Source organism: Mycobacterium asiaticum, assembly GCF_001673635.1.
Classification (GTDB): Bacteria; Actinomycetota; Actinomycetes; order Mycobacteriales; family Mycobacteriaceae; genus Mycobacterium; species Mycobacterium asiaticum_C.
Map to the genome: position 1 here is coordinate 1 of NZ_LZMH01000083.1, position 21,106 is coordinate 21,106.

Below are 21,106 nucleotides of genomic sequence, written 5' to 3' on the forward strand. Positions count from 1 at the left end.
CACCGGCGGAGTGACCGCTGGGAAGGCAGGCCTGGGCGGCATCAGCGGACTGCTACTGGGCGCGGACGGCATCGGCGCCGCGGTGAGCAACAACCCGATCCACGCCCTGCAACAGAATCTGCTCAGCATTGTCAACCAGCCGGTGCAAGCACTGACCGGACGGCCGTTGATCGGCAACGGCGCCAACGGAGTTCCGGGCACCGGTACCGCCGGCGGTGACGGCGGCTGGCTGTTCGGCAATGGCGGCAACGGCGCACACGGCGCGACCAACACCGCCGCCGGCGGCGCCGGCGGAGCCGGTGGGGCCGGCGGGGCCGGTGGCGGGTTGTTCGGTCACGGCGGCGCCGGCGGGTCCGGCGGTATCGCCACCGGCATCAACGGGGTTGGCGGCACCGGCGGGGCCGGCGGCTCAGCGCTGTTGCTTGGCGCCGGCGGCACCGGAGGCTCCGGCGGCCAAGGCCTGGTGACCGGCGGTAAGGGTGGCGCCGGTGGGCAGGGCGGCAACGCGGGCGCGCTATTCGGGGCTGCCGGCACCGGCGGGCACGGCGCCGGACCCGGCGCGACCGGGGTGGGCGGCGCCGGTGGGACCGGGGGGCTGTTCTCCAACGGTGGTGTCGGCGGCACCGGCGGATCCGGCGCCGCCGGCGGAGCGGGCGGCAACGGAATGCTCTTCGGCGACGGCGGCACCGGCGGCGCCGGCGGATCGGCCGCCAATGGCGGCAACGGTGGCAACGGTGGGGCATTCGGCGCCGGTGGCGTCGGCGGTGCGGGCGGATCGGGCGGCAACAACGGCGGGGCCGGCGGGACCGGCGGTAACGCCGGGGCCCTGTCCTTCGGCGGAGGCGGGGCCGGCGGATCCGGTGGGGCCGGTACCTCGACCGGCGGGGCCGGCGGGGCCGGCGGCAATGCCAGCCTCTTGTTCGGCGCCGGCGGCGCGGGCGGCACCGGCGGACACGGTGGCGCCGGCGGTAGCACCACATTCCAAGGCGGTGCGGGAGGTGCCGGTGGCAACGCCGGCTTGCTCACCGGCTCGGGCGGCGCCGGCGGTGCGGGTGGATCCGGCGCCAACGCGAACGGCAACGGGACCGGCGGCGCCGGCGGGACCGGCGGCGATTCCGGGGCATTCGGCAGCGGCGGTGACGGCGGTGCCGGCGGATTCGGGGCGACCACGGCCGGCAAAGGCGGGAACGGCGGTAACGCCGTCCTGATCGGTGATGGCGGCAACGGCGGCAACGCCGGTAAGGCCGGCGGCACAGCGGGCACCGGCGGCACCGGAGGGATCCTGCTCGGCAACGACGGAAACAACGGGAAGGCCTAGCCGGCCCCATTGCGCCGCCACAACACTCGCGCGCACATCGTTCTGGTGAACCGAACGATGTGCGCGCGAGTGCTTACACGTCCAGCGAAGGCCTCAGTCCTCCGGGTTGTACCCCAGGTTGGGCGCAAGCCAGCGCTCGGCTTCCTGCAACGTCCAGCCTTTGCGCCTGGCGTAGTCGGCGACCTGATCCTGGGCCAGCCGGCCAACCACGAAGTACTGCGACTGCGGGTGTGAGAAATACCAGCCACTGACGGCGGCACCGGGCCACATCGCCATCGACTCGGTGAGCTCGATGCCGGTCCGCATCCGGACGTCCATCAAATTCCAAAGCGTCACCTTCTCGGTGTGCTCCGGGCAGGCCGGGTAGCCGGGCGCCGGCCTGATGCCGACGTACTTCTCACCGATGAGCGCATCGTTGTCCAGGTGCTCCTCGGGCTGGTAGCCCCAGAATTCCTTGCGGACCCGTTCGTGCATCCGCTCGGCGAACGCCTCCGCCAGCCGGTCGGCCACCGACTCCAGCAGGATGGCGCTGTAGTCGTCGAGGGCCGCCTTGAACTCCGCGATCTTCTCCTGGCTACCCAACCCCGCGGTGACGGCGAAGGCGCCGACATAGTCGGCCAAGCCAGTGTCCTTGGGCGCGACGAAATCGCCCAGCGACCGGTTCGGGATCCCCTCCCGGTGCTCCCCCTGCTGGCGCAGGTTGTGCAGCGTGGTCAGCACCTCGGTGCGGGTGTCGTCGGTGTACACCTCGATGTCTTCACCCCCCGAACCCACTGCGTTAGCGGGAAAGAAGCCGATCACCCCGTTGGCGGTCAGCCACTTCTCCTTGATCAGCGTGTCAAGCATTTCCTGGGCGTCGTCGTACAGTTTGCGCGCCGCCTCGCCGGAGGCCGGGTTGTTGAGGATGTCGGGGAAACGGCCCTTCATCTCCCAGGCGTTGAAGAACGGCTGCCAGTCGATGTACTCGCGCAGCTCGGCCAGGTCGTACTCGTGAAACTCCCGCACGCCAAGCCCCTGGGCGGGCACCGGCGGGGTGTAGTCGTCCCACTGGATCGGCGTCCGGTTCGCGCGGGCCTTCTCCAGCGTCAGCATCGGCCGCTCGTTCTTCTGGGCGTGCCGTTCGCGTAACGACGCGTAATCCTTCTCGGTCGCCTCCAACAGAGCCGGCCGTTGCTTGTCGTCGAGCAGGGCGGCAGCGACCGGCACCGAGCGGGAAGCGTCCTTGACCCATACCACCGGACCGGAGCGGCGCGGCGAAATCTTCACAGCCGTGTGCGCGCGGGAGGTGGTCGCGCCACCGATCAGTAGCGGGATCTCCAGGCCCTCGCGTTCCATCTCGACCGCGAAGTTGGCCATCTCGTCCAGGGACGGGGTGATCAGGCCGGACAGGCCGATGATGTCGGCGTCGTGCTCCTTGGCCGCGTCCAGGATCTTGTTGGCGGGCACCATGACGCCCAGGTCAATCACTTCGAAGTTGTTGCACTGCAGCACGACTCCGACGATGTTCTTGCCGATGTCGTGGACGTCGCCCTTCACGGTCGCCATCACGATCGTGCCGTTGGTGTCCTTGGACGAGCTCGTGCCGTTCTGCTCCTTCTCGGCCTCGATGAACGGAAGCAGGTAGGCGACAGCCTTTTTCATCACCCGGGCCGACTTCACGACCTGGGGCAGGAACATCTTGCCCGCGCCGAAGAGGTCACCGACGACGTTCATGCCGTCCATCAGCGGGCCTTCGATCACCTCGATCGGACGACCGCCCGCGGCGGCGATCTCGGCCCGCAATTCCTCGGTGTCGGCGTCGACGTGGGCGTCGATGCCTTTGACCAGCGCGTGGGTGATCCGTTCGCGGACCGGCAGACTGCGCCATTCGGCCGCCTGCGGGTCTTCACCCTTTTCTTTGCTGTTGAACCGCTCGGCGATCTCCAGCAGCCGCTCGGCGGCATCCGGGCGACGGTTCAGGACGACGTCCTCGATCCGGTCCCGCAACTCGGGGTCGATCGAGTCATAGGGCACCAGCGCGCCCGCGTTGACGATGCCCATGTCCAGGCCGGCCTTGATGGCATGAAACAGGAACACCGCGTGGATCGCCTCGCGGACGGGGTTGTTGCCCCGGAACGAGAACGACACGTTCGAGATACCGCCGGAGATGTGCACACCGGGCAAATTCTCCTTGATCCAGGCGCAGGCCTCGATGAAGTCAATCCCGTAGGTGGCGTGCTCCTCGATACCGGTCGCCAGCGCGAAGCAGTTGGGGTCGAAGATGATGTCCTCGGGCGGGAAGCCGACCTCTTCGGTCAGGATCCGGTAGGCGCGCCCGCAGATCTCCTTGCGCCGCTCCAGGTTGTCGGCCTGTCCCTGTTCGTCGAACGCCATCACGACGACGGCGGCGCCGTACTTGCGGCACAGCCTCGCCTCGCGGATGAACTTCTCCTCGCCCTCCTTCATGGAGATCGAGTTGACGATCGGCTTGCCCTGCACGTTCTTCAGACCGGCCTCGATGACCTCCCACTTGGAGGAGTCGATCATCACCGGAACCCGGCTGATGTCCGGCTCGGCCGCGATCAGCTTGGTGAACCGGTCCATCGCGGCGACGCCGTCGATCATGCCCTCATCCATGTTGATGTCGATGACCTGCGCACCTACCTCGACCTGCTGAAGGGCGACCGACAGTGCGGTGTCGTAGTCCTCGGCCTTGATCAGGTTGCGGAACCGGGCGGACCCGGTGATGTTGGTGCGCTCACCGATGTTCACGAACAGGGAGTCGTCGGTGATGTTGAGCGGCTCCAGCCCCGACAGCCGGGTGGCCACCGGGATCTCCGGTAGCTCGCGCGGCGTTTTGCCGTCGACGACCTTGGCGATCTCGGCGATGTGCGGCGGCGCCGTTCCGCAGCAGCCGCCGACGAGGTTGACCAGGCCGGCGTCGGCGAAGTCGGCGATGTAGCCGGCCTGGCGCTCCGGGGTTTCGTCGTACTCGCCGAACGCGTTGGGCAGACCGGCGTTCGGGTAGCACGAGACGAAGGTGTCCGCGATCCGCGCCATCTCAGCGATGTAGGGCCGCATTTCGGGGGCGCCCAGGGCGCAGTTGAGGCCGACCGCGATCGGCCTGGCGTGCCTGATCGAGTTCCAGAACGCCTCGGTGACCTGACCGGACAACGTCCGGCCCGACGCATCGGTGATCGTGCCGGAGATGATGAGCGGCCAGCGGCGTCCGCGGTCCTCGAACAGCGTCTCGACGGCGAAAACCGCCGCCTTGGCGTTCAGCGAGTCGAAGATCGTCTCGATGATGAGCAGGTCGGCACCGCCGTCGACCAGGCCGTTGGCGGCTTCCAGGTACGCGGCGACCAACTGGTCGTAGGAGACGTTGCGGGCTCCGGGATCGTTGACGTCCGGTGAGATCGACGCGGTGCGCGTCGTCGGGCCGATGGCGCCGGCGACGTAGCGAGGTTTGTCCGGGGTGCTGAACTCGTCGGCGGCTTTGCGGGCCAGGGCGGCGCCGGCGTAGTTGAGTTCGTAGGCCAGGTCCGCCATGTCGTAGTCGGACAGGGAGATCGCGTTCGCGTTGAACGTGTTGGTCTCCAGGATGTCGGCGCCCGCCTCGAGGTACTCGCGGTGGATCCCCTCGATGATCTGCGGCTGCGTCAGGTTGAGCAGGTCGTTGTTGCCCTGCAGCGCGGTCGGCCACTCGGTGAACCGGTCGCCGCGGTAACCGGCCTCGTCCGGGCGGTCCCGCTGGATGGCCGTGCCCATCGCGCCGTCGATCACGACGATCCGCTCGCGCAGGGCAGCCGTCAGTTCGTCGGTGCAGTCGGGGCGGACGTCCAGCGCGAAGTCGGTGGATTCAGAGGCGTTCACGTACGTTCCTTCCATAGCGGAAGGCGTCCTTGACTCTGCCGAGCGTGGCGGCTCACCGGCCTGGGCCGGATAGCCGTTGCAACGCCTCTCGACCAGAAAAGTCTACGTCGTCACCCGACGTCTGGACGCCCAGCTCAACCACACCCGCTCGCGGATCTCGTCGGCCATGTCGCAGTTGAGTCGTAGTTAACAAGGGTAACCAATTTGCGGCCGAGCGTATTTCGCCTGGACAGTGGCAGGCCCGATGCCCCGGCCTGCAGCTGAATCCCCCGGTCGGCCACGCAATAAGGATAGTCGACCTATGCATATGCATCAGGCGTTGACGGATTCTGGCCGGCTGACCCCACGTGCGCATCGGACCGGATCGGCACGCCGTAGGCTAGCTGGGTGACTTTGCCGGACGGCGGGCCAGGCAACGACGACACATGGCCCCAACTGCAGAACACGGTGGTGGTGGCGGCTTTCGAGGGCTGGAACGACGCCGGTGACGCGGCCAGCGACGCGGTGACCCACCTGGCCGCCACCTGGGATGCCCTGCCGATCGTGGAGATTGACGACGAGGCGTACTACGACTACCAGGTCAACCGGCCGGTCATCCGTCAGGTGGACGGCGTGACCCGGGAGCTGGAATGGCCGGCCATGCGGATTTCGCACTGCCGGCCGCCGGACAGCGACCGCGACGTGGTCTTGATGCACGGCGTCGAGCCCAACATGCGCTGGCGCACGTTCTGCGACGAACTGCTGGCGGTCATCGACAAGCTCAATGTGGACACCGTGGTGATCCTTGGGGCGTTGCTGGCCGACACTCCGCACACCCGGCCGGTGCCGGTGTCGGGGGCGGCCTACTCGTCGGAGTCGGCGCGATTGTTCGGCCTCGAGGAAACCCGCTACGAGGGCCCGACCGGCATCGCCGGCGTCTTCCAATATGCGTGCGTTGCGGCCGGGATCCCGGCGGTGACCTTTTGGGCTGCGGTGCCGCACTATGTCTCGCATCCGCCCAACCCGAAGGCGACCGTGGCGTTGCTGCGGCGCGTCGAGGAGGTGCTCGACGTCGAGGTGCCGCTGGGCGAGCTGCCGATCCAGGCCGAGGCGTGGGAACGGGAGATTACCGAGATGGCCGCCGACGACGAGGAGCTGGCCGAGTACGTGCAATCACTCGAGCAGCACGGCGACGCGGCGATCGACGTCAACGAGGCGATGGGCAACATCGACGGCGACGCGCTGGCCGCGGAGTTCGAGCGCTACCTCAAACGCCGCCGCCCAGGCTTCGGGATCTAACGCGGCCACGGTGCGACGGTTTACTCGCCGGGTTCCGAGGTGCCTCGGCGCAGCATCGCGACCACGGTATTCGGTTCACCGCCCAGGGTTGTCGTGATGAACCGCTTGACCAGTGGGCGCCAGGTGAACCGCAGCGAGACGGGGCGCGACCGCCCGGGCAGCGTCCAGCATCCGACATCGCGACTGATCTGCTGTTTCTCCTCGACCACCCACCGCCACAGCTTTTCGTAGAAGTCCAGCGCCCGCTCGACCGAGGAAGTGGTGCGGAGCTGTTCGGCCAGTACGTAGGCGCCCGCCACCGCCAGCGACGCCGAGTGGGCCGCGAAGGGTGAGACCGCGGCACCGGCATCCCCGATCAGCACCACCCGGTTGTTGCTCCACCGAGGCATCACGACCTGCGTGACGGCCTCGTAGTAGATGTCCTCGGACGGTGGGCATCGGCGCAGTATTTCGGGCACCAGCCAGCCCATGTCGGCGAACCGCTCGCGGATTTCGGCACGAGGGTCTGCGGCCAGCTCCGCGTCGGGTGCGCCGAACATTGCGAATACCGCGGCCCGGCCATCGGGCAGAAAGAACAGGTCGAGGTGCCGATCGATGGTGTCGGTCACGGCGAACTGCTCGCTGTCGGACTCGCGGGCAATGTCGGAAGCGTCAACCACAAATGCCGCGCAGTGGAATCCGAGATATCGAAGATCTGCCGACTCGGTTCCGAACACGAGTTTGCGGACGGCCGACCGGATGCCGTCCGCTCCTACCAGTAGGTCAGCTTCGATGGTCTCGCCACCGTGCAGGGTCACCGTCACCCCGTCCGCACGGCTGTCGACGCCGGTCACCGCCGCGCCGAACCGCAGTTCGACGTCCTCGGGCAGGTTGGCCCGCAAGGTCTTTTCGAGGTCGGGGCGCATGAGACTACACATCCGGCCGTCGAGGGCCTTGGCGATCTGATCGTAGGGTAGGTCGCCCCGTCGGCGACCCTGTTCGTCGACCAGGGTCGCTTCGTCGATGCGATAGGACGCGTCCTTGAGGGACGGCAAGGCACCGATCGCTTCGACGGCTTCGTAACCGGCGCCGTAGAAGTCGATCAGGTGGCCCCGCGCGTCGGGTCCCGGCGCACGTTCCAGCACCACCACCTCGGCCCCCAGGGCCGCCATGCGCTCGGCCACGGCCAGCCCGGCGATCCCGGCGCCGCAGACGGCGACCTTCAGCGTCACGAAGGCGGCGGGTTCTCGAGGCCGTGCGAGTAGGCGCTCATGTGCCGACCGAGTTCGGCGACCTGGGCGTCCATCTTCGGCACCGCTTCGGCTGCGGCCTTGGCGACCACCCGCTCGCCGATCCGGCTGGCCAGCACCGGCTTGAGCCAGCGGAACAACACCACCCAGTCCGGGCAGTACACCTGCGACTTGCGACCCTCGATGCCCTTGACCAGCGCCGTCGCGCACTTGGTGACCGAGGTGGTCGTGTTCAGTGGCCAGGGCAGCTTGTCCAGCAGTTCGCCGAACGCGGGCAGGTCGCCCTTGGTGTCGCGGACCAGTGCCGTGTCGATCCAGGACATGTGCGCCGAGCCGACGCTGACACCCAGATGAGCGACCTCCAGCCGCAGCGCGTTGGCCAGATGCTCGTTGCCGGCCTTGGTCATGTCGTAGGCCGCCATGCCAGGAGCCGCGGCGAAGGCCGCCAGCGACGAGACGACAAGCACGTAGCCGCGGCGCTCGATGATCGAGGGCAGGGCGGCCCGCACGGTGTGGAAGACGCCGAGCAGATTCACATCGAGGACACGCTTGAAGGCCTTCGGGTCGATGTTGAGCACCGAACCGTAGCTGGCGATCCCGGCGTTGGCCACGACGACGTCGATGCCGCCGAACTTCTCAACGGCCAGGTCGGCGGCGGCCTGCATGGCCGACAGATCGCACACGTCGGCGACGGCGGTCAGCACCCGGTGATCGCCGCCGAGTTCGGCGGCGATCGTCTTCAGCTCGCCGTCACCCACATCGGTGAGCACCAGCTTGGCGCCGCGGTTGTGCAGCCGACGCGCGACCTCCGCGCCGATTCCCCGCCCTGCGCCCGTGATCAAAACGACTTTGCCTTGCACCGACGTCATGGCCGAAACGTACCATCGCGCGCTACAGCGCGACGCCCAGCAGCGCGTCGACAGCGGTGGCGACCAGTTTGGGCGCCGTCTCGTCGTGCCCTCCGTACTCGATCGCGTCGGTGATCCAACCGTCAAGCGCGGCAATCGCTTTGGGTGTGTCGAGATCGTCGGCCAGGTAGCGGCGAACCCGGCCGATGACATCGGCCGCATCCGGACCGGCGGGCAGGGTGGTCGCGGTGCGCCAACGCTGCAGGCGCTGCTGGGCTTCGTCGAGCACCTGTTCGCTCCAGAACCGGTCGGCGCGGTAATGTCCGGCGAGCAGGCCCAACCGCACCGCCGCCGGATCGATGCCCTGGCCACGCAGTTGCGACACCAGCACCAGGTTGCCGCGGCTCTTGGACATCTTGTGCCCGTCCCAGCCGATCATCCCGGCGTGCACGTAGTGGCGGGCGAATCTGCGTTCGCCGCTGACACATTCGGCATGCGCCGCGGTGAACTCGTGGTGCGGGAAGATCAGGTCGCTGCCGCCGCCCTGGATGTCGAGGTTGGTGCCGATGCGGCTGAGCGCGATCGCCGCGCATTCGACATGCCAGCCGGGCCGGCCGGGCCCGAACGGGGATGGCCAGCTCGGTTCGCCGGGCCGGTTGACGCGCCACAGCAGCGCGTCGAGCTCGTCGGTTTTGCCGGGCCGGCGCGGGTCCCCGCCGCGCTCTTCGAACAACTGCAGCATGGTGTCGCGGTCGTAGCCGGACTCGTAGCCGAACTGCAGGGTGGCGTCGGCGCGGTAGTACACGTCGGGATACTCACCGACCTCCGGGTCGACCACATAGGCGGCGCCGGAGGCGACCATTTTCTCGACCAGCTCGACCATTTCGGCGACGGCCTCGGTGGCCCCGACGTATTCCTGCGGCGGCAGCACCCGCAGCGCGGTCATGTCCTGACGGAACAGCTCGGTCTGCTCGTCGGCGAGATCGCGCCAGTCGACGCCGTCCCGGTCCGCGCGCTCGAACAGCGGATCATCGACGTCGGTGACGTTCTGCACGTAGTGCACCTCGTGGCCCAGGTCCAGCCACAGCCGGTGGATCAGGTCGAACGTGAGATACGTGGCGGCGTGACCCAGATGCGTTGCGTCATAAGGCGTGATGCCGCAGACGTACATGGTGGCCTTGCCGCCGGGTGCCGTGGCGGCGGCGACCGGGCGCACCTGCCGGTCCGCGGTGTCGTAGAGCCGCAATTGCGGGCCGCGTCCGGGTAACGCCGGGACCGGCGGAGAAGACCACGAACGCATGCGTCGACTTTAGGCGATCAGTTTTTGCCGCTGTCAGTACCAGGACCGCCGGATGGCGTCCAGCAGGATCGGCGCGACGTCGGTTCGGCACATCACGAAGTCGGGCAGGTAGGGGTCCAGCTGGTTGTAGAGCAGCGGCGACCCGTCCAGCCGCGAGGCGTGCATGCCGGCGGCCAGCACCACTCCGGCCGGCGCAGCCGAGTCCCACTCCCACTGCCCGCCCGCGTGCAGGTAGGCGTCGGCGACTCCGTCGATCACCGCCATGGCCTTGGCCCCTGCGGACCCGATGCGCACCAGCTCCATGTCCACGAATTGGCGCATCCGGTACAGGATGGCCGGCGGCCGGGTGGCGCTGACGGCGATCCGGATGACCTCGGGGACACCGACGCGCGCGTTGTCGGCGTTGACGGTGTCGCTGCGGTAAACGATGTTGCCGCGGGCCGGCAGGGACACCGCCGCGTCGGTGATCTGCGGTCTGCCGTTGGCCGACCGCTGCCACAGCGCGATGTGCACCGCCCAGTCGTCGCGACCGGGTATGGAGAACTCCCGGGTGCCGTCCAGGGGGTCGACGATCCAGACCCGGTCGGAGCGCAACCGCATCAGGTCGTCGTGGGCCTCCTCGCTGAGCACGGCGTCGCCCGGCCGTTCGGCGCGCAAGCGGCGCAGGATCAGCGAGTTCGCCCGGCGGTCACCGGCATCGCCGAGTTCCCACGGATAGTCGAAACCGATCTCCTCGCGCACGGCGAGCAACAACTCACCCGCGTCGGCGGCGAGTTCGGCGGCCAGCGCGGCGTCCGTCAGGTCACGCACCGCCGGATTCACCGGTCCAGTATCGCCGACGTGCTGGGGTCACTTAGAACGCCGGCCACGGGATGGGACGGTGCCGATTCGGGCTGGGCATCACCGGATCGTCCAGCAACGCGTGCGCGCGCCGGCTCAGCGCCGCGATCTCGGCGCTGGTGATGCAGCCTTTGAGTTCCTCGGCGAGCGGGCCGCGCAGCGCGTCGATCAACTTCTCTACCGCCTGCAGAGTCTTGGCGTCGATCGGATCACCGGCCCAGCCCCACAGCACGGTGCGCAGCTTGTCCTGCACGTGCAGGCTCACCCCGTGATCGACGCCGAAGACGTTGCCGTCGAGGTCCACGAGGATGTGGCCGCCCTTGCGGTCGGCGTTGTTGACCAGCACGTCGAACACCGCCATGCGCCACAGCCGGATGTCGTCGGCATGCATCAGCAGGACCTCATCACCGGTGTAGTCGTAGGCCTGCAGCACCGGCAGGTAGCCCGGCTGCGGCTTGCGGGCGGGAAACAGGTCGACCAGGTCCGGGCCTTCGCGCGGCTCGGAGTCCACCGCGTCCCCGGGCTGCTGCACCCACAGCTGAAGCATTCCCGGTCCGGCTGGGCCATTGCGAATGATGGTGTACGGCACAATGTTCCAGCCCAAATGCGTCGACACCAGGTAGGCGCCGAGCTCACGGCCGGCCAGCGTCCCGTCCGGAAAATCCCACAGCGGCTGCTCCCCGGCGACCGGCTTGTAGACGCAGTGCACACTCGTCGATCCCAGCGATGCCTCGCACAGGAAAGTGGCGTTGCTCGCCGAGCGGATCCGTCCCAGGACCGTCAGCTCGCCGTCGCGCAACACCTCACGTTCGTCATTCCTCGGCGTCATCGCTAGACCCGAAGAGCGCGTCGCGCCGGTAGCCGTTGGTGCGTGCGCAGATGTGACCTTCCGGGTCCAGGGGCTCGTCGCACAACGGGCACGGCGGCCGGCCGGCCGAGATGACCCGGTTGGACCGGGTGGCGAATTGCCGCGCCGATTCCGGGGTCAGAAACACCCGTACCGCGTCGGGCCCTTCGTCAGTGTCGTCGAGCACGACGGAGGCATCGAACTCCGCGTCGGTGACGGCAAGCAGCTCCACGACAACGGTCTGCGCTTCGGAGTCCCAACCCAAACCCATCGTGCCGACCCGGAATTCGGCGTCCACCGGCATGATCAGCGGGTTGAGGTCGTCGACCTCGGTGGGCTCCGGCGGTACCGGGGTGCCGAACCGGCGATTGACCTCCAGCAGCAACGCGCCGATCCGTTCGGCCAGCACCGCTACCTGCTGCTTTTCCAGAACGACTGAGACCACCCGGGAGTCGTGCACCGCCTGGATGTAGAACGTCCGATTTCCAGGCTGACCGACGGTCCCGGCCACGAAGCGGTCGGGTGTGCGGAATACGTGGATAGCGCGGGCCATGGCAATTCCAAAATACCGTGCAGACGCCGCCGCTGTGCGACTCGCACTCCCCCGAATCCGGCCCGAGGGTGCGCAGTTGCACGCGCACTTCGGCGTGTCGCCGTACCGCAGTGCACGTTCGCGGACAGCGATCAGTCGGTGGAGCCGCCGACCACCGCGTCGTCCGCGGGCACTTCGCCGTCCGGCGAATCCCCCTGCTTCGACTCGGGCTTCGGCTCCTGCTTGGGATCGGCAGGCGGCGGCGCCGCCCGCAGACCCGCGGACAACCGCGCCCCGGTGTGGTTGACGTGCAATACGAATGGCCGCAGCGGGGTGTAACGAATCACACTCACCGACGCCGGGTCGGCGTTGACGCGCTGGAAGCTGTCCAGGTGCATGCCGTACGCGTCGGCGATCAGCGCCTTGATCACGTCGCCGTGCGTGCAGGCGACCCAGAGCACATCCGCGCCGTGCTCTTCGGACAGGCGCCGGTCGTGCTCGCGCACCGCGGCGACGGCGCGCGCCTGCACCTGCGCCAGACCCTCGCCGCCGGGAAAGACCGCAGCGCTGGGGTGCGCCTGCACCACCCGCCACAGCGGCTCGCTGGCGAGCTCGCTGAGCTTGCGGCCCGTCCATTCGCCGTAGTCGACCTCGGCGAGGCGATCGTCGATCTGCGGCTCCAAGCACAGCGCGTCGGTCAGCGGTTCGACGGTGCGACGGCAGCGCAACAGCGGCGAGGACACCACCGCCCGGATCGACAGGTCACCGATGCGGTCGATCAGCCCCGCGGCCTGTTCGCGGCCCTTGTCGTCGAGATCGACGCCCTCGGAGCGTCCGGCCAGCACCCCCGCCGTGTTCGAGGTGGAGCGGCCGTGGCGCAGCAGCAGGACGGTCACGTCGCCGCCACCGTCCCGGTCGCCAGCAGGACCAGCACCGCGCCACCGGCGGCCACTCGGTAACCCACGAACCAATACATGTTGTGCCGCACCAGGAAACGCAGAAACCAGGCTACCGCGGTCAGGCCGATGACGAAGGCGATCACGGTAGATACCAACAGCTGCGGGCCGGTGGCACTCATCCCCTCGGTGACCGGGTGGAACGCGTCGGGCAGCGAGAACAGGCCGGAAGCGAACACCGCCGGTATCGCCAGCAGGAAACCGAAGCGGGCGGCCAGTTCGCGTTCCAGGCCGAGGAACAGCCCAGCGCTGATGGTCGAACCTGACCGCGACACACCCGGCACCAGCGCCAGGCACTGCGCCGCACCCACGACGACGGCGTCACGCCAGTTCAACTGCTCGATGTCGCGGGTCTGCCTCCCCAGGTACTCGGCCAGCGCGATCACCGCCGAGAACACCACCAGTGCCGTCGCCACCACCCACAGGTTGCGGACACCAGACCGGATCACGTCCTTGAACAGCAGCCCCAACACACAGATCGGGATGGTCCCGACGATGACGTACCAGCCCAGCCGGTAGTCGGCGTCGCGCTGCGACTTCACCACCAGGCCGTTGAACCAGGACCGCAGGATGCGCACGATGTCGCGGGCGAAGTAGACCAGCACCGCCGCCTCGGTGCCCAGCTGGCTCACCGCGGTGAAAGAGGCGCCGGCATCACCGCTGAAGAACAGCCGCGACACGATCGCCAGGTGGCCCGACGACGAGACCGGCAGGAACTCGGTCAGGCCCTGGACCACGGACAGAACGACGACCTGGCCCCAGGACATCGGCACAACCGCAGACACGACGACGACCGTACCCGGGTCGGCGGATTCGACAGGTCAGCGGGCGACGGGCACCGCGTGAGCGACGGAGTCGCGCACGGCAGCGGCTACGCTGCGCTCATCGGTGAGGTCGATGTCGCGGATGCCGCGAACGGCACGGGCGACGACGTCTTCGGCCTGGGGAACCGGGCCCGCCAAGCGCGGCCGGTAAATTTCGACGACGAGCGAGCGGTGCTCTACGTGAAAGGAAAAACTGCGCCCATCTCCGACTTGTCCGTATCCGCTGGCATAAATCCCCGCAGTCATGTCTTCCACAGCAAACTCGTGGTCTGCGGTATGCCGGTCAGCGGTGACGGTCATGTCGTGAGAATACCTCCGCCGCACGGGTTTACACGTCCAAGATGCAGAATTGGGCGCGTTAACGTTCCTTAGAGTTTTCTGTGTGCCATCGCAGTACGGGAGATGACGGTTGCTGTTCGCGGTAAGAAAGGCAGTCCATCAGGGCATTGCCGTTTCGATGGTTTTGCTGACCGCGGCAACGGGCTGCTCGTCGAATCCGCTGAATTCCAGCCCCCGCACCATCGAACCCGCCCAGCCGGCGCTCTCGCCGCCCGCGGCGGAACCCGCCGGCGCGGTACGACCACTCGGCGGGCATCCGCGGGCAGCCCTGTTCGACGGCGGCTCGCACCACCTGGTAGTGCTGTCCCCCGGCGCCGACCCGGCCGGCCCAGCCAGCATTGCCGTGTGGGCGGCCGGCCAGGCAGACCCGCCCCGGGTCGTCGAATTGCCGGGACCGGCGACCGCCATGGCCGGCGACGGACGCGGCACCGTCTACCTGGCCGGACGTGGGAGCTACCTGACGCTGGAGCTGAACACCGGCCGGACCACCACCTCGACCATTTCCGACGCCCAGGGCGCCGACTTCACCGCTATCGCGCGCCGCGCCGACGGCGGGTTGATGCTAGGCAGCGCCGACGGCGCCGTCTACACGCTCGGCGGCAACGGCTCAGTGACCAACCGCCTCAAGATATTCGCCAGGGTAGACGCACTCGCGACGCAGGGAAACACCACCGTCGTGCTGGACCGGGGCCAGACGTCGGTGACGGCAATCGGCGCCGACGGGCACGCCGCGCAGGCGCTGCGCGCCGGTGAGGGCGCGACCACGCTGGCCGCCGATCCACAGGGCCGGGTGCTGGTCGCCGACACCCGCGGCGGTCAGCTACTGGTCTACGGGGTCGACCCTTTGATCCTGCGCCAGGCCTTCCCGGTGCGCCAGGCCCCGTATGGCCTGGCGGGGTCGGGCGAGCTGGCCTGGGTGTCCCAAACGGCATCCAACACCGTCATTGGTTACGATCTCAGCACCGGAATACCCGTCGAGAAGGTGCGTTACCAAACCGTGCAGCAACCCAACTCGCTGGCCTATGACGAGTCGGCAGATACCTTGTATGTCGTGTCGGGGTCGGGCGCCGGGGTGCAGATCATCGAGCACGCGGCGGGCAGGCCGTGAGCGCCGCGCCGGCCCCGCGGTGGAGCCGGCTGCCTGCGGGCTGGGAAGCCGACATGTCCGACGAGTACGAGTGGGCGCCGTTGCGGCTACCACCGGACGTCACCCGGCTCAGCGCGTCCACCCGGTTGTCCATCGAGGCGGAGTATCGCGGCTGGGAGTTGACCCGGGTACGCCTCTACACCGACGGCAGCCGGCGAGTGTTGTTGCGTCGCAAGAAATCCCGACTGGACAGCCGGTTGTCCGACCAGCCGGAACCGTGACGGTGACCGAAGACAAGCATCGCCTTTACGGGTTGTTGCGCGGCCTGCTGTTCACAGTGCCCGCCGAACGTGTGCACACGCTGGTGTTCGCCGCGCTGCGCGGTGCCACCGCCGGTGCGCCGGTGCGCCGGGCGCTGCGCCGCCGGCTGGCGCCGACGGACCCGGTGCTGGCCAGCACCGTGTTCGGGGTGCACTTCCCCGGGCCGCTCGGCCTGGCGGCCGGGTTCGATAAGGACGGTCTCGGGCTATCGACTTGGGGCGCTTTGGGTTTCGGGTACGCCGAGATCGGCACGGTCACCGCGCACGCCCAGCCGGGCAACCCGGAACCGCGGCTGTTCCGGCTGCCGGACGACCGGGCCCTGCTCAACCGGATGGGATTCAACAATCACGGCGCCGGTGCGCTGGCGGCGCGGTTGGCGCAGCACGTCCCCGACATCCCGCTCGGCATCAACATCGGCAAGACCAAACAGACCCCCGCCGACGCCGCCGTCGAGGATTACCGGGCCAGTGCCCGACTGCTGGCGCCCCTGGCTTCCTATCTTGTGGTCAACGTCAGCTCGCCTAACACCCCCGGGCTGCGCGATCTGCAGGCGGTGGAGTCGCTGCGCCCCATTTTGGCGGCGGTGCTGGCCGAGGCTGCGACGACGCCGGTCCTGGTGAAGATCGCACCGGACCTGGCCGACGCCGAGATCGACAACATCGCGGACCTGGCGGTGGAACTGGGGCTGGCCGGCATCGTCGCGACCAACACGACGATTTCGCGGGAAGGGCTACGCACCCCCGGGGCGACGGCGCTCGGCGCCGGCGGCATCTCCGGCCCTCCGGTGGCGCGGCGCGCCGTCGAGGTGCTGCGCCGGCTCTACCGCCTCGTCGGCGATCGGCTGGTTCTGATCAGCGTGGGCGGAATCGAGACCCCCGACCAGGCCTGGGAGCGCATCACCGCGGGCGCCTCGCTGTTGCAGGGTTATACCGGCTTCATCTACGGCGGCGGATTGTGGGCCAAGGAGATTCACGACGGCATCGCGCAGCGGTTGCACGCCGGCGGGTTCACCTCGCTGGCCGAAGCCGTCGGCTCGGCGGCGGCCCGTCCGGAGCGTCCGCCCGGTTAGGTCCTCATCCGCCCCTCATACGAGGCACGAATCTGGGATGATCACGTTCTCGGATGGAGCTGGGTAGCTCTTAGGGGAACTGCAGGGGGATGCTGCCATGTCGTTTGTGCTTGCTGCACCGGAAGTGTTCAGTGGCGCCGCCGCAAACCTGTCCGGCATCGGATCGACGCTGACTCAGGCCACCGCGGCCGCGGCCGGCCCGACCACCACCCTGGCCACCGCCGCGGCCGATGAGGTTTCGGCGGCGATCTCGAAGCTGTTCGGAGCGTTCGGTCAGGAATTCCAGGAGGTCAGCGCGCAGGCAACCGCTTTCCACGCCGAATTTCTGCGACTGATCGACGGCAGCGCCGCGGCCTACCTCGGCGCCGAGATCGCCAACGCCCAACAGACCCTGACCGGGTTGAGCGCGACCGGAGTCCCCGCACCGGCTGCGCCGCTGGATCCGATCCTGGGCGGCCTGGGCCCGATCATCATCGGCAATAGCGGCAGCGGTGGCGGCGGCCTGTTCGGCTCGCTGCAGAGCGGGCTGACGTCGGTCATCAGCGGTAGCCCGCTGGGGCCGATCTTCGCCGGAGCCGGCCAGCAACTCGGCAATGTGTTGTCCGGGTTCGCCGCCGGCGATCCCCTGGGGGCTCTGCAACGCCTGTTGCTTCCCGCCGGCCAGCCGGCTCCCCCGGCCGGCAATGCGTACCAACAACTCTTCGCACATACCAGCGCGAACCTGTCGGCGATCGTCGGCGATATGGCAGAACGCCCGTTTCCGGCGCTGAACCAATTCATCGCCAACCAGCAGCGGTACGCCAACATCATTGCCACCGATGTCGCGCTCGTCCTGCAGGACTTCCCGAACGGGCTGGTGCACCAGGCCTCGGTGGGCTTTCAGACCGTGACCACGGCCGACTATCAGGGTGCCCTGCAAAGCTTCCTGGACAAGCAGGCCTATCGCAGCCAGATCACCAACCCGGCCCTGCAGAACTTCGCCACCCACCTCATCGAGCGGCTGCCGGCCTTCACCGACGACCTTGGCAGCATCGGCCACTCGGTGAGCGTCGGCGATTACCACGGCGCGGTGGACGCCATCCCGCGTTCGGTGGTACGGCTGTTGCTCGACGGGGTCAACATCGACAACCTGTCTACCGTCAACGTCCGCGGCCCGGCGGGCGACCTGCTGCCGCTGCTGTCCGCGCCGGGCTCGCTGCAGCAGGACCTGGTGGACCTGTTGCCGCCGGGCACCATCCCCCGCGCGATCGGCCAGCACTTCGTCAACGCGACCGGCACCGCACTGATGCCGGTGGGGTCGGCGCTCATCGGTTGGCCGATCGCGACCCTGGACGGGCTGGCGACCGGCGCGACGGCTTTCGGGTCCGCGCTGCAGGCCGGCAACGCGGTCGGAGCCCTCGGGGCGCTGATCGATATGCCCGCCTACGTTCTGGACGGCTTCCTGAACGGCAACGTGGTCGTCGACATCGCGGTGCCGTTGACGGCGACGGTCACGATTCCGGTGGGGCTGCCGGGCCTGCCACCGATCCTGACCCCCATCCCGATCGGCATCGGCGCACCCGTGGTGCTGCACGTGCCCTTCACCGGGATTCTGACGTCCGCCCAACCGATTTCAGCGACGCTGCAGGTGGACATCCCGGCGACCGGCGCCAACGTGCCGCTGACGATCACCGTCCCGGGCCTGACCCTCGGCGGTGCCGTTCCGGCGCTGCTGGTGGATCTGCCGCGAGCGGTCGCCACCGCCATCTCATCGGAGTAGATCGAGCGATTCCGCGACGAAATCCGCTGTGCGGCGGTGCCATTGGCGCCATTGCCGGATCATGTGGTGACCGACGCCCTCGATGCCCACCCAGTGCGCATCCACCCCACGGCGCCGGGCGCGCCCGGCCTGGACGCGGGAGACCTCTGGGTCGGTGCGGGTGTCGGCGGTACCGTGCAGCACCAGCAGCCGCGTACCCACCGGGATCAGGTCGGCCTTGTCGCCGTACCACCACGGCGCCAGCGCCACCACTGCCGCGATGCCGCCTTCGGATGCGAGGTGCGCCGCGACCCGCCCGCCCATCGAATGGCCCACCAGCACAACCTCTTTGGGCCCGTAACGGGCACGCATTTGTCGCAGTGCGGCGGCGGCGTCTTGGACCGGGTCCTGCCGCGGGCTGTTCCAGCCGCGCAACCGGTACTGCACCCGCACCACCTTCACGTCGCGACCCAGCCGGGGTCGTAATGCGCTGGCCAACAACAGCATTCGCAGGTTAGCGGGCTGCCACCAGCGCGACGGCTCGGTGCTGCGCATCTTGCCGCCCGGCAGGACGAGCACGCCGGCACGCAACGCGCGGTCAGGTCTGTTCGTAGGTCGCGTGGATGACGGCCCGGGCGATCGCGTGCTGGAACAGGTTGAAGCCCAGGTAGGCCGGGGTGGCGTCGGCCGGCAGATCGAGCTTGTCGACGTCGACCGCATGCACGGCGACGTAGTAGCGGTGCGGACCGTGGCCGGGCGGCGGCGCGGCGCCGATGTAGCGGCGCTGTCCGGCGTCGTTGGCCAGTGTCAGCGCGCCACCGGGCAGGTCACTGCCATCGCCGGCGCCGGCCGGCAACTCGGTGACATCGGCGGGCAGGTTGGCCACCGCCCAGTGCCAGAACCCGGATGCCGTCGGGGCGTCGGGGTCGTAGACGGTGACGGCGAAGCTGCGGGTCCCTTCCGGGAAGCCCGACCAGCTGAGCTGCGGGCTGACGTCCTCGCCGCCTGCGCCCATGATTCCGCTGACTTGCGCGTTGTCCAGCGGCTGTCCGTCGTTGATCGACTCCGAGGTCAAGGTGAACGACGGCAGATCCGGCAGCGCGTCGTAGGGATTGGGCACGCTCATAGTCAGTCCTCTCGTGTGATCAGCAGTGAGTGAGGAAGTGCGCCAGCACCTGGGTGCCGAACTTCAGTGCGTCGATGGGTACCCGCTCATCGACGCCATGGAACAGCGACGAGAAATCCAGGTCCGGCGGCAGCCGCAGCGGGCTGAACCCGAAGCAGCGAATTCCCAAGCGCATGAACGACTTTGCGTCGGTTCCGCCGGACAGCATATACGGCACCGTCCGGCCGTCCGGGTCGACCGCCAGCACCGCGGCGTTCATCGCATCGACCAGTTCGCCGTCGAATGACGTCTCATAGGGTGTCAGGTTCCTGATCCATTCCCGGGTGACGTCGGGACCCAGCAATGCGTCCACCTCGGCCTCGAACGCCGCCAGCCGGCCGGGCAGCACGCGGCAGTCGATTATCGCCTCCGCCGTCGCCGGCACCACGTTGGCTTTGTAGCCCGCCTTGAGCATGGTCGGATTCGCGGTGTCGTGCAGCACCGCCTTGAGCATCCGGGCCATCGGGCCGAGTTTGTCGATCACGCCGTCGAGGTCGGGCGAGGTGATATCGAACGTGAGGCCGGTTTCCTCGCTGACGGCGGCCAGAAATTCGGCGACCGTGTCGGTGACCACCAGGGGAAACTGATGACGGCCCAGGCGCGCGACGACTTCGGCGAGGGCGACGACAGCGTTGTTGTCATGCACCATCGACCCATGTCCGGCCCGGCCCCGGGCCGTGAGCCGCATCCACTGGATGCCCTTCTCGGCCGTCTCCACCAGATAGAGACGGCGCTCACCGCCATCGCGGCGCGGCACCGTCAGGGAGAATCCGCCGACCTCGCCGATCGCCTCGGTGACGCCCTCGAACAGGTCGGGCCGGTTGTTGACCAGCCATTGCGCCCCGTAGGTGCCGCCGTGTTCTTCGTCGGCCAAAAACGCGAAGACCAGATCGCGGGGCGGGACGATGCCGGCGCGCTTGAAGTGCCGGGCCAGCACCAGCGTCATGCCGACCATGTCCTTCATGTCGACGGCGCCGCGACCCCAGACGTAGCCATCCTCGATCGCCCCGGAGAACGGGTGCACGCTCCAATCGGCGGGTTCGGCGGGCACCACGTCGAGGTGCCCGTGGATGAGCAGGGCGCCGCGCGAGGGGTCAGCGCCGGGCAGGCGGGCGAACACGTTGCCCCGGCCCGGCGCGCCCGACTCGACGTACTCGGTGTGATAGCCGACCTCGGCGAGTTGTTCGGCGATCCACCGGGCGCACTCGGCCTCGCCCTTGGTCGTCTCGAGGTCGCCGGTGTTGGTGGTGTCGAATTGGATCAGCCGGCTGACCACCCCGGCGACTTGATCGGTCGGATCGGTCGAGCCGCTCGGGTCGCCGGGCGCCGCGCTCGCCCCAATCTCACGGGTCACAGTCACCCTTACTACCACTGGTCTGCAGCTGGTGTCGTCGAGGCCGATTGGGCCGGTGTGATTCGATCCGATAACCTTAGCTGCCAACTCAGTTGGTCTGGTCCGAGTGGCGGAATGGCAGACGCGCTAGCTTGAGGTGCTAGTGCCCTACTAATGGGCGTGGGGGTTCAAGTCCCCCCTCGGACACCCTTGTGGCCCTATCGCGAGCA

At 68.5% G+C, this 21,106-nt stretch carries 18 protein-coding genes, 1 tRNA gene and 1 pseudogene; 7 read left to right on the forward strand and 13 right to left on the reverse strand.

From position 1 onward, the window contains the following. Positions 1 to 1,318, forward strand: a pseudogene (locus tag A5645_RS28260) (PE family protein); the annotation flags it as partial. A gap of 93 nt (positions 1,319 to 1,411) precedes the next feature. Here A5645_RS28260 and metH read toward each other — a convergent pair. After that, positions 1,412 to 5,185 carry a methionine synthase gene (metH, locus tag A5645_RS24860; RefSeq protein WP_065131416.1) on the reverse strand — a complete coding sequence of 1,258 codons (3,774 nt, stop codon included), beginning with the start codon at positions 5,183 to 5,185 and terminating at the stop codon, positions 1,412 to 1,414. Between the two features lie 378 nt (positions 5,186 to 5,563). Here metH and A5645_RS24865 point away from each other — a divergent pair, with 378 nt between their 5' ends. Continuing rightward, on the forward strand, positions 5,564 to 6,448 hold the full coding sequence (locus tag A5645_RS24865; protein ID WP_155768165.1) for a PAC2 family protein: 885 nt from the start codon (positions 5,564 to 5,566) through the stop codon (positions 6,446 to 6,448). Between the two features lie 20 nt (positions 6,449 to 6,468). Here the strand turns inward: A5645_RS24865 and A5645_RS24870 are convergent, their stop codons facing one another. From A5645_RS24870 to A5645_RS24910, 9 genes are all read right to left on the reverse strand, one after another. Next, entirely contained in the window at positions 6,469 to 7,659 is a 1,191-nt protein-coding gene (locus A5645_RS24870; RefSeq protein ID WP_253867135.1) for an FAD-dependent monooxygenase, read from the reverse strand. After that, entirely contained in the window at positions 7,656 to 8,546 is an 891-nt protein-coding gene (locus tag A5645_RS24875) for an SDR family oxidoreductase (RefSeq protein ID WP_065033904.1), read from the reverse strand. Before A5645_RS24875 ends, A5645_RS24870 begins: the two co-directional genes overlap by 4 nt. 22 nt (positions 8,547 to 8,568) lie before the next feature. After that, complete coding sequence (gene mshC, locus A5645_RS24880) at positions 8,569 to 9,825, reverse strand: cysteine--1-D-myo-inosityl 2-amino-2-deoxy-alpha-D-glucopyranoside ligase (RefSeq protein WP_065033905.1); 1,257 nt, start codon at positions 9,823 to 9,825, stop codon at positions 8,569 to 8,571. A 33-nt stretch (positions 9,826 to 9,858) separates the two neighbouring features. Continuing rightward, a complete protein-coding gene (locus A5645_RS24885; protein ID WP_065131417.1) occupies positions 9,859 to 10,647 on the reverse strand; it encodes a 3'(2'),5'-bisphosphate nucleotidase CysQ in 789 nt (262 codons plus the stop codon). Between the two features lie 31 nt (positions 10,648 to 10,678). After that, positions 10,679 to 11,494: an SCO1664 family protein gene (locus A5645_RS24890; protein WP_065033907.1), complete on the reverse strand. Its 816-nt coding sequence runs from the start codon at positions 11,492 to 11,494 to the stop codon at positions 10,679 to 10,681. After that, complete coding sequence (locus A5645_RS24895) at positions 11,478 to 12,065, reverse strand: DUF3090 domain-containing protein (RefSeq protein WP_036359530.1); 588 nt, start codon at positions 12,063 to 12,065, stop codon at positions 11,478 to 11,480. The genes A5645_RS24890 and A5645_RS24895 overlap by 17 nt, the downstream gene beginning before the upstream one ends. 131 nt (positions 12,066 to 12,196) lie before the next feature. Next, the gene (locus A5645_RS24900) at positions 12,197 to 12,940 is read right to left on the reverse strand and encodes a histidine phosphatase family protein (RefSeq protein ID WP_065131418.1); all 744 of its coding nucleotides are present in this window, start codon (positions 12,938 to 12,940) and stop codon (positions 12,197 to 12,199) included. Then, positions 12,937 to 13,767, reverse strand: a complete 831-nt coding sequence (locus A5645_RS24905; RefSeq protein WP_065131419.1) for an undecaprenyl-diphosphate phosphatase — start codon at positions 13,765 to 13,767, stop codon at positions 12,937 to 12,939. Before A5645_RS24905 ends, A5645_RS24900 begins: the two co-directional genes overlap by 4 nt. A gap of 54 nt (positions 13,768 to 13,821) precedes the next feature. Further along, positions 13,822 to 14,124: a hypothetical protein gene (locus tag A5645_RS24910; protein WP_036359521.1), complete on the reverse strand. Its 303-nt coding sequence runs from the start codon at positions 14,122 to 14,124 to the stop codon at positions 13,822 to 13,824. Between the two features lie 109 nt (positions 14,125 to 14,233). On the opposite strand from A5645_RS24910, the gene A5645_RS24915 reads away from it, so the two are divergent. From A5645_RS24915 to A5645_RS24930, 4 genes are all read left to right on the forward strand, one after another. Next, the gene (locus A5645_RS24915; RefSeq protein WP_436405525.1) at positions 14,234 to 15,271 is read left to right on the forward strand and encodes a YncE family protein; all 1,038 of its coding nucleotides are present in this window, start codon (positions 14,234 to 14,236) and stop codon (positions 15,269 to 15,271) included. Between the two features lie 53 nt (positions 15,272 to 15,324). Next, on the forward strand, positions 15,325 to 15,531 hold the full coding sequence (locus A5645_RS24920; RefSeq protein WP_065033919.1) for a DUF5703 family protein: 207 nt from the start codon (positions 15,325 to 15,327) through the stop codon (positions 15,529 to 15,531). A 2-nt stretch (positions 15,532 to 15,533) separates the two neighbouring features. Further along, complete coding sequence (locus A5645_RS24925) at positions 15,534 to 16,640, forward strand: quinone-dependent dihydroorotate dehydrogenase (protein ID WP_253867149.1); 1,107 nt, start codon at positions 15,534 to 15,536, stop codon at positions 16,638 to 16,640. A gap of 97 nt (positions 16,641 to 16,737) precedes the next feature. Next, complete coding sequence (locus A5645_RS24930) at positions 16,738 to 18,399, forward strand: PE family protein (RefSeq protein ID WP_065131421.1); 1,662 nt, start codon at positions 16,738 to 16,740, stop codon at positions 18,397 to 18,399. Here the strand turns inward: A5645_RS24930 and A5645_RS24935 are convergent. From A5645_RS24935 to A5645_RS24945, 3 genes are read right to left on the reverse strand one after another with little or no spacing between them, the layout of a single operon-like run. Further along, positions 18,388 to 18,957 carry an alpha/beta hydrolase family protein gene (locus A5645_RS24935; RefSeq protein ID WP_253867138.1) on the reverse strand — a complete coding sequence of 190 codons (570 nt, stop codon included), beginning with the start codon at positions 18,955 to 18,957 and terminating at the stop codon, positions 18,388 to 18,390. The genes A5645_RS24930 and A5645_RS24935 overlap by 12 nt on opposite strands. Positions 18,958 to 18,976: 19 nt before the next feature. Continuing rightward, positions 18,977 to 19,504, reverse strand: a complete 528-nt coding sequence (locus A5645_RS24940) for a YbhB/YbcL family Raf kinase inhibitor-like protein (RefSeq protein WP_065131423.1) — start codon at positions 19,502 to 19,504, stop codon at positions 18,977 to 18,979. A 19-nt stretch (positions 19,505 to 19,523) separates the two neighbouring features. Then, on the reverse strand, positions 19,524 to 20,885 hold the full coding sequence (locus A5645_RS24945) for a M20/M25/M40 family metallo-hydrolase (RefSeq protein ID WP_155768166.1): 1,362 nt from the start codon (positions 20,883 to 20,885) through the stop codon (positions 19,524 to 19,526). Between the two features lie 112 nt (positions 20,886 to 20,997). Between A5645_RS24945 and A5645_RS24950 the strand changes: the two genes are divergently transcribed. Continuing rightward, positions 20,998 to 21,083 (forward strand) — tRNA-Leu (locus tag A5645_RS24950). The last annotated feature ends 23 nt before the right edge of the window (positions 21,084 to 21,106 follow it).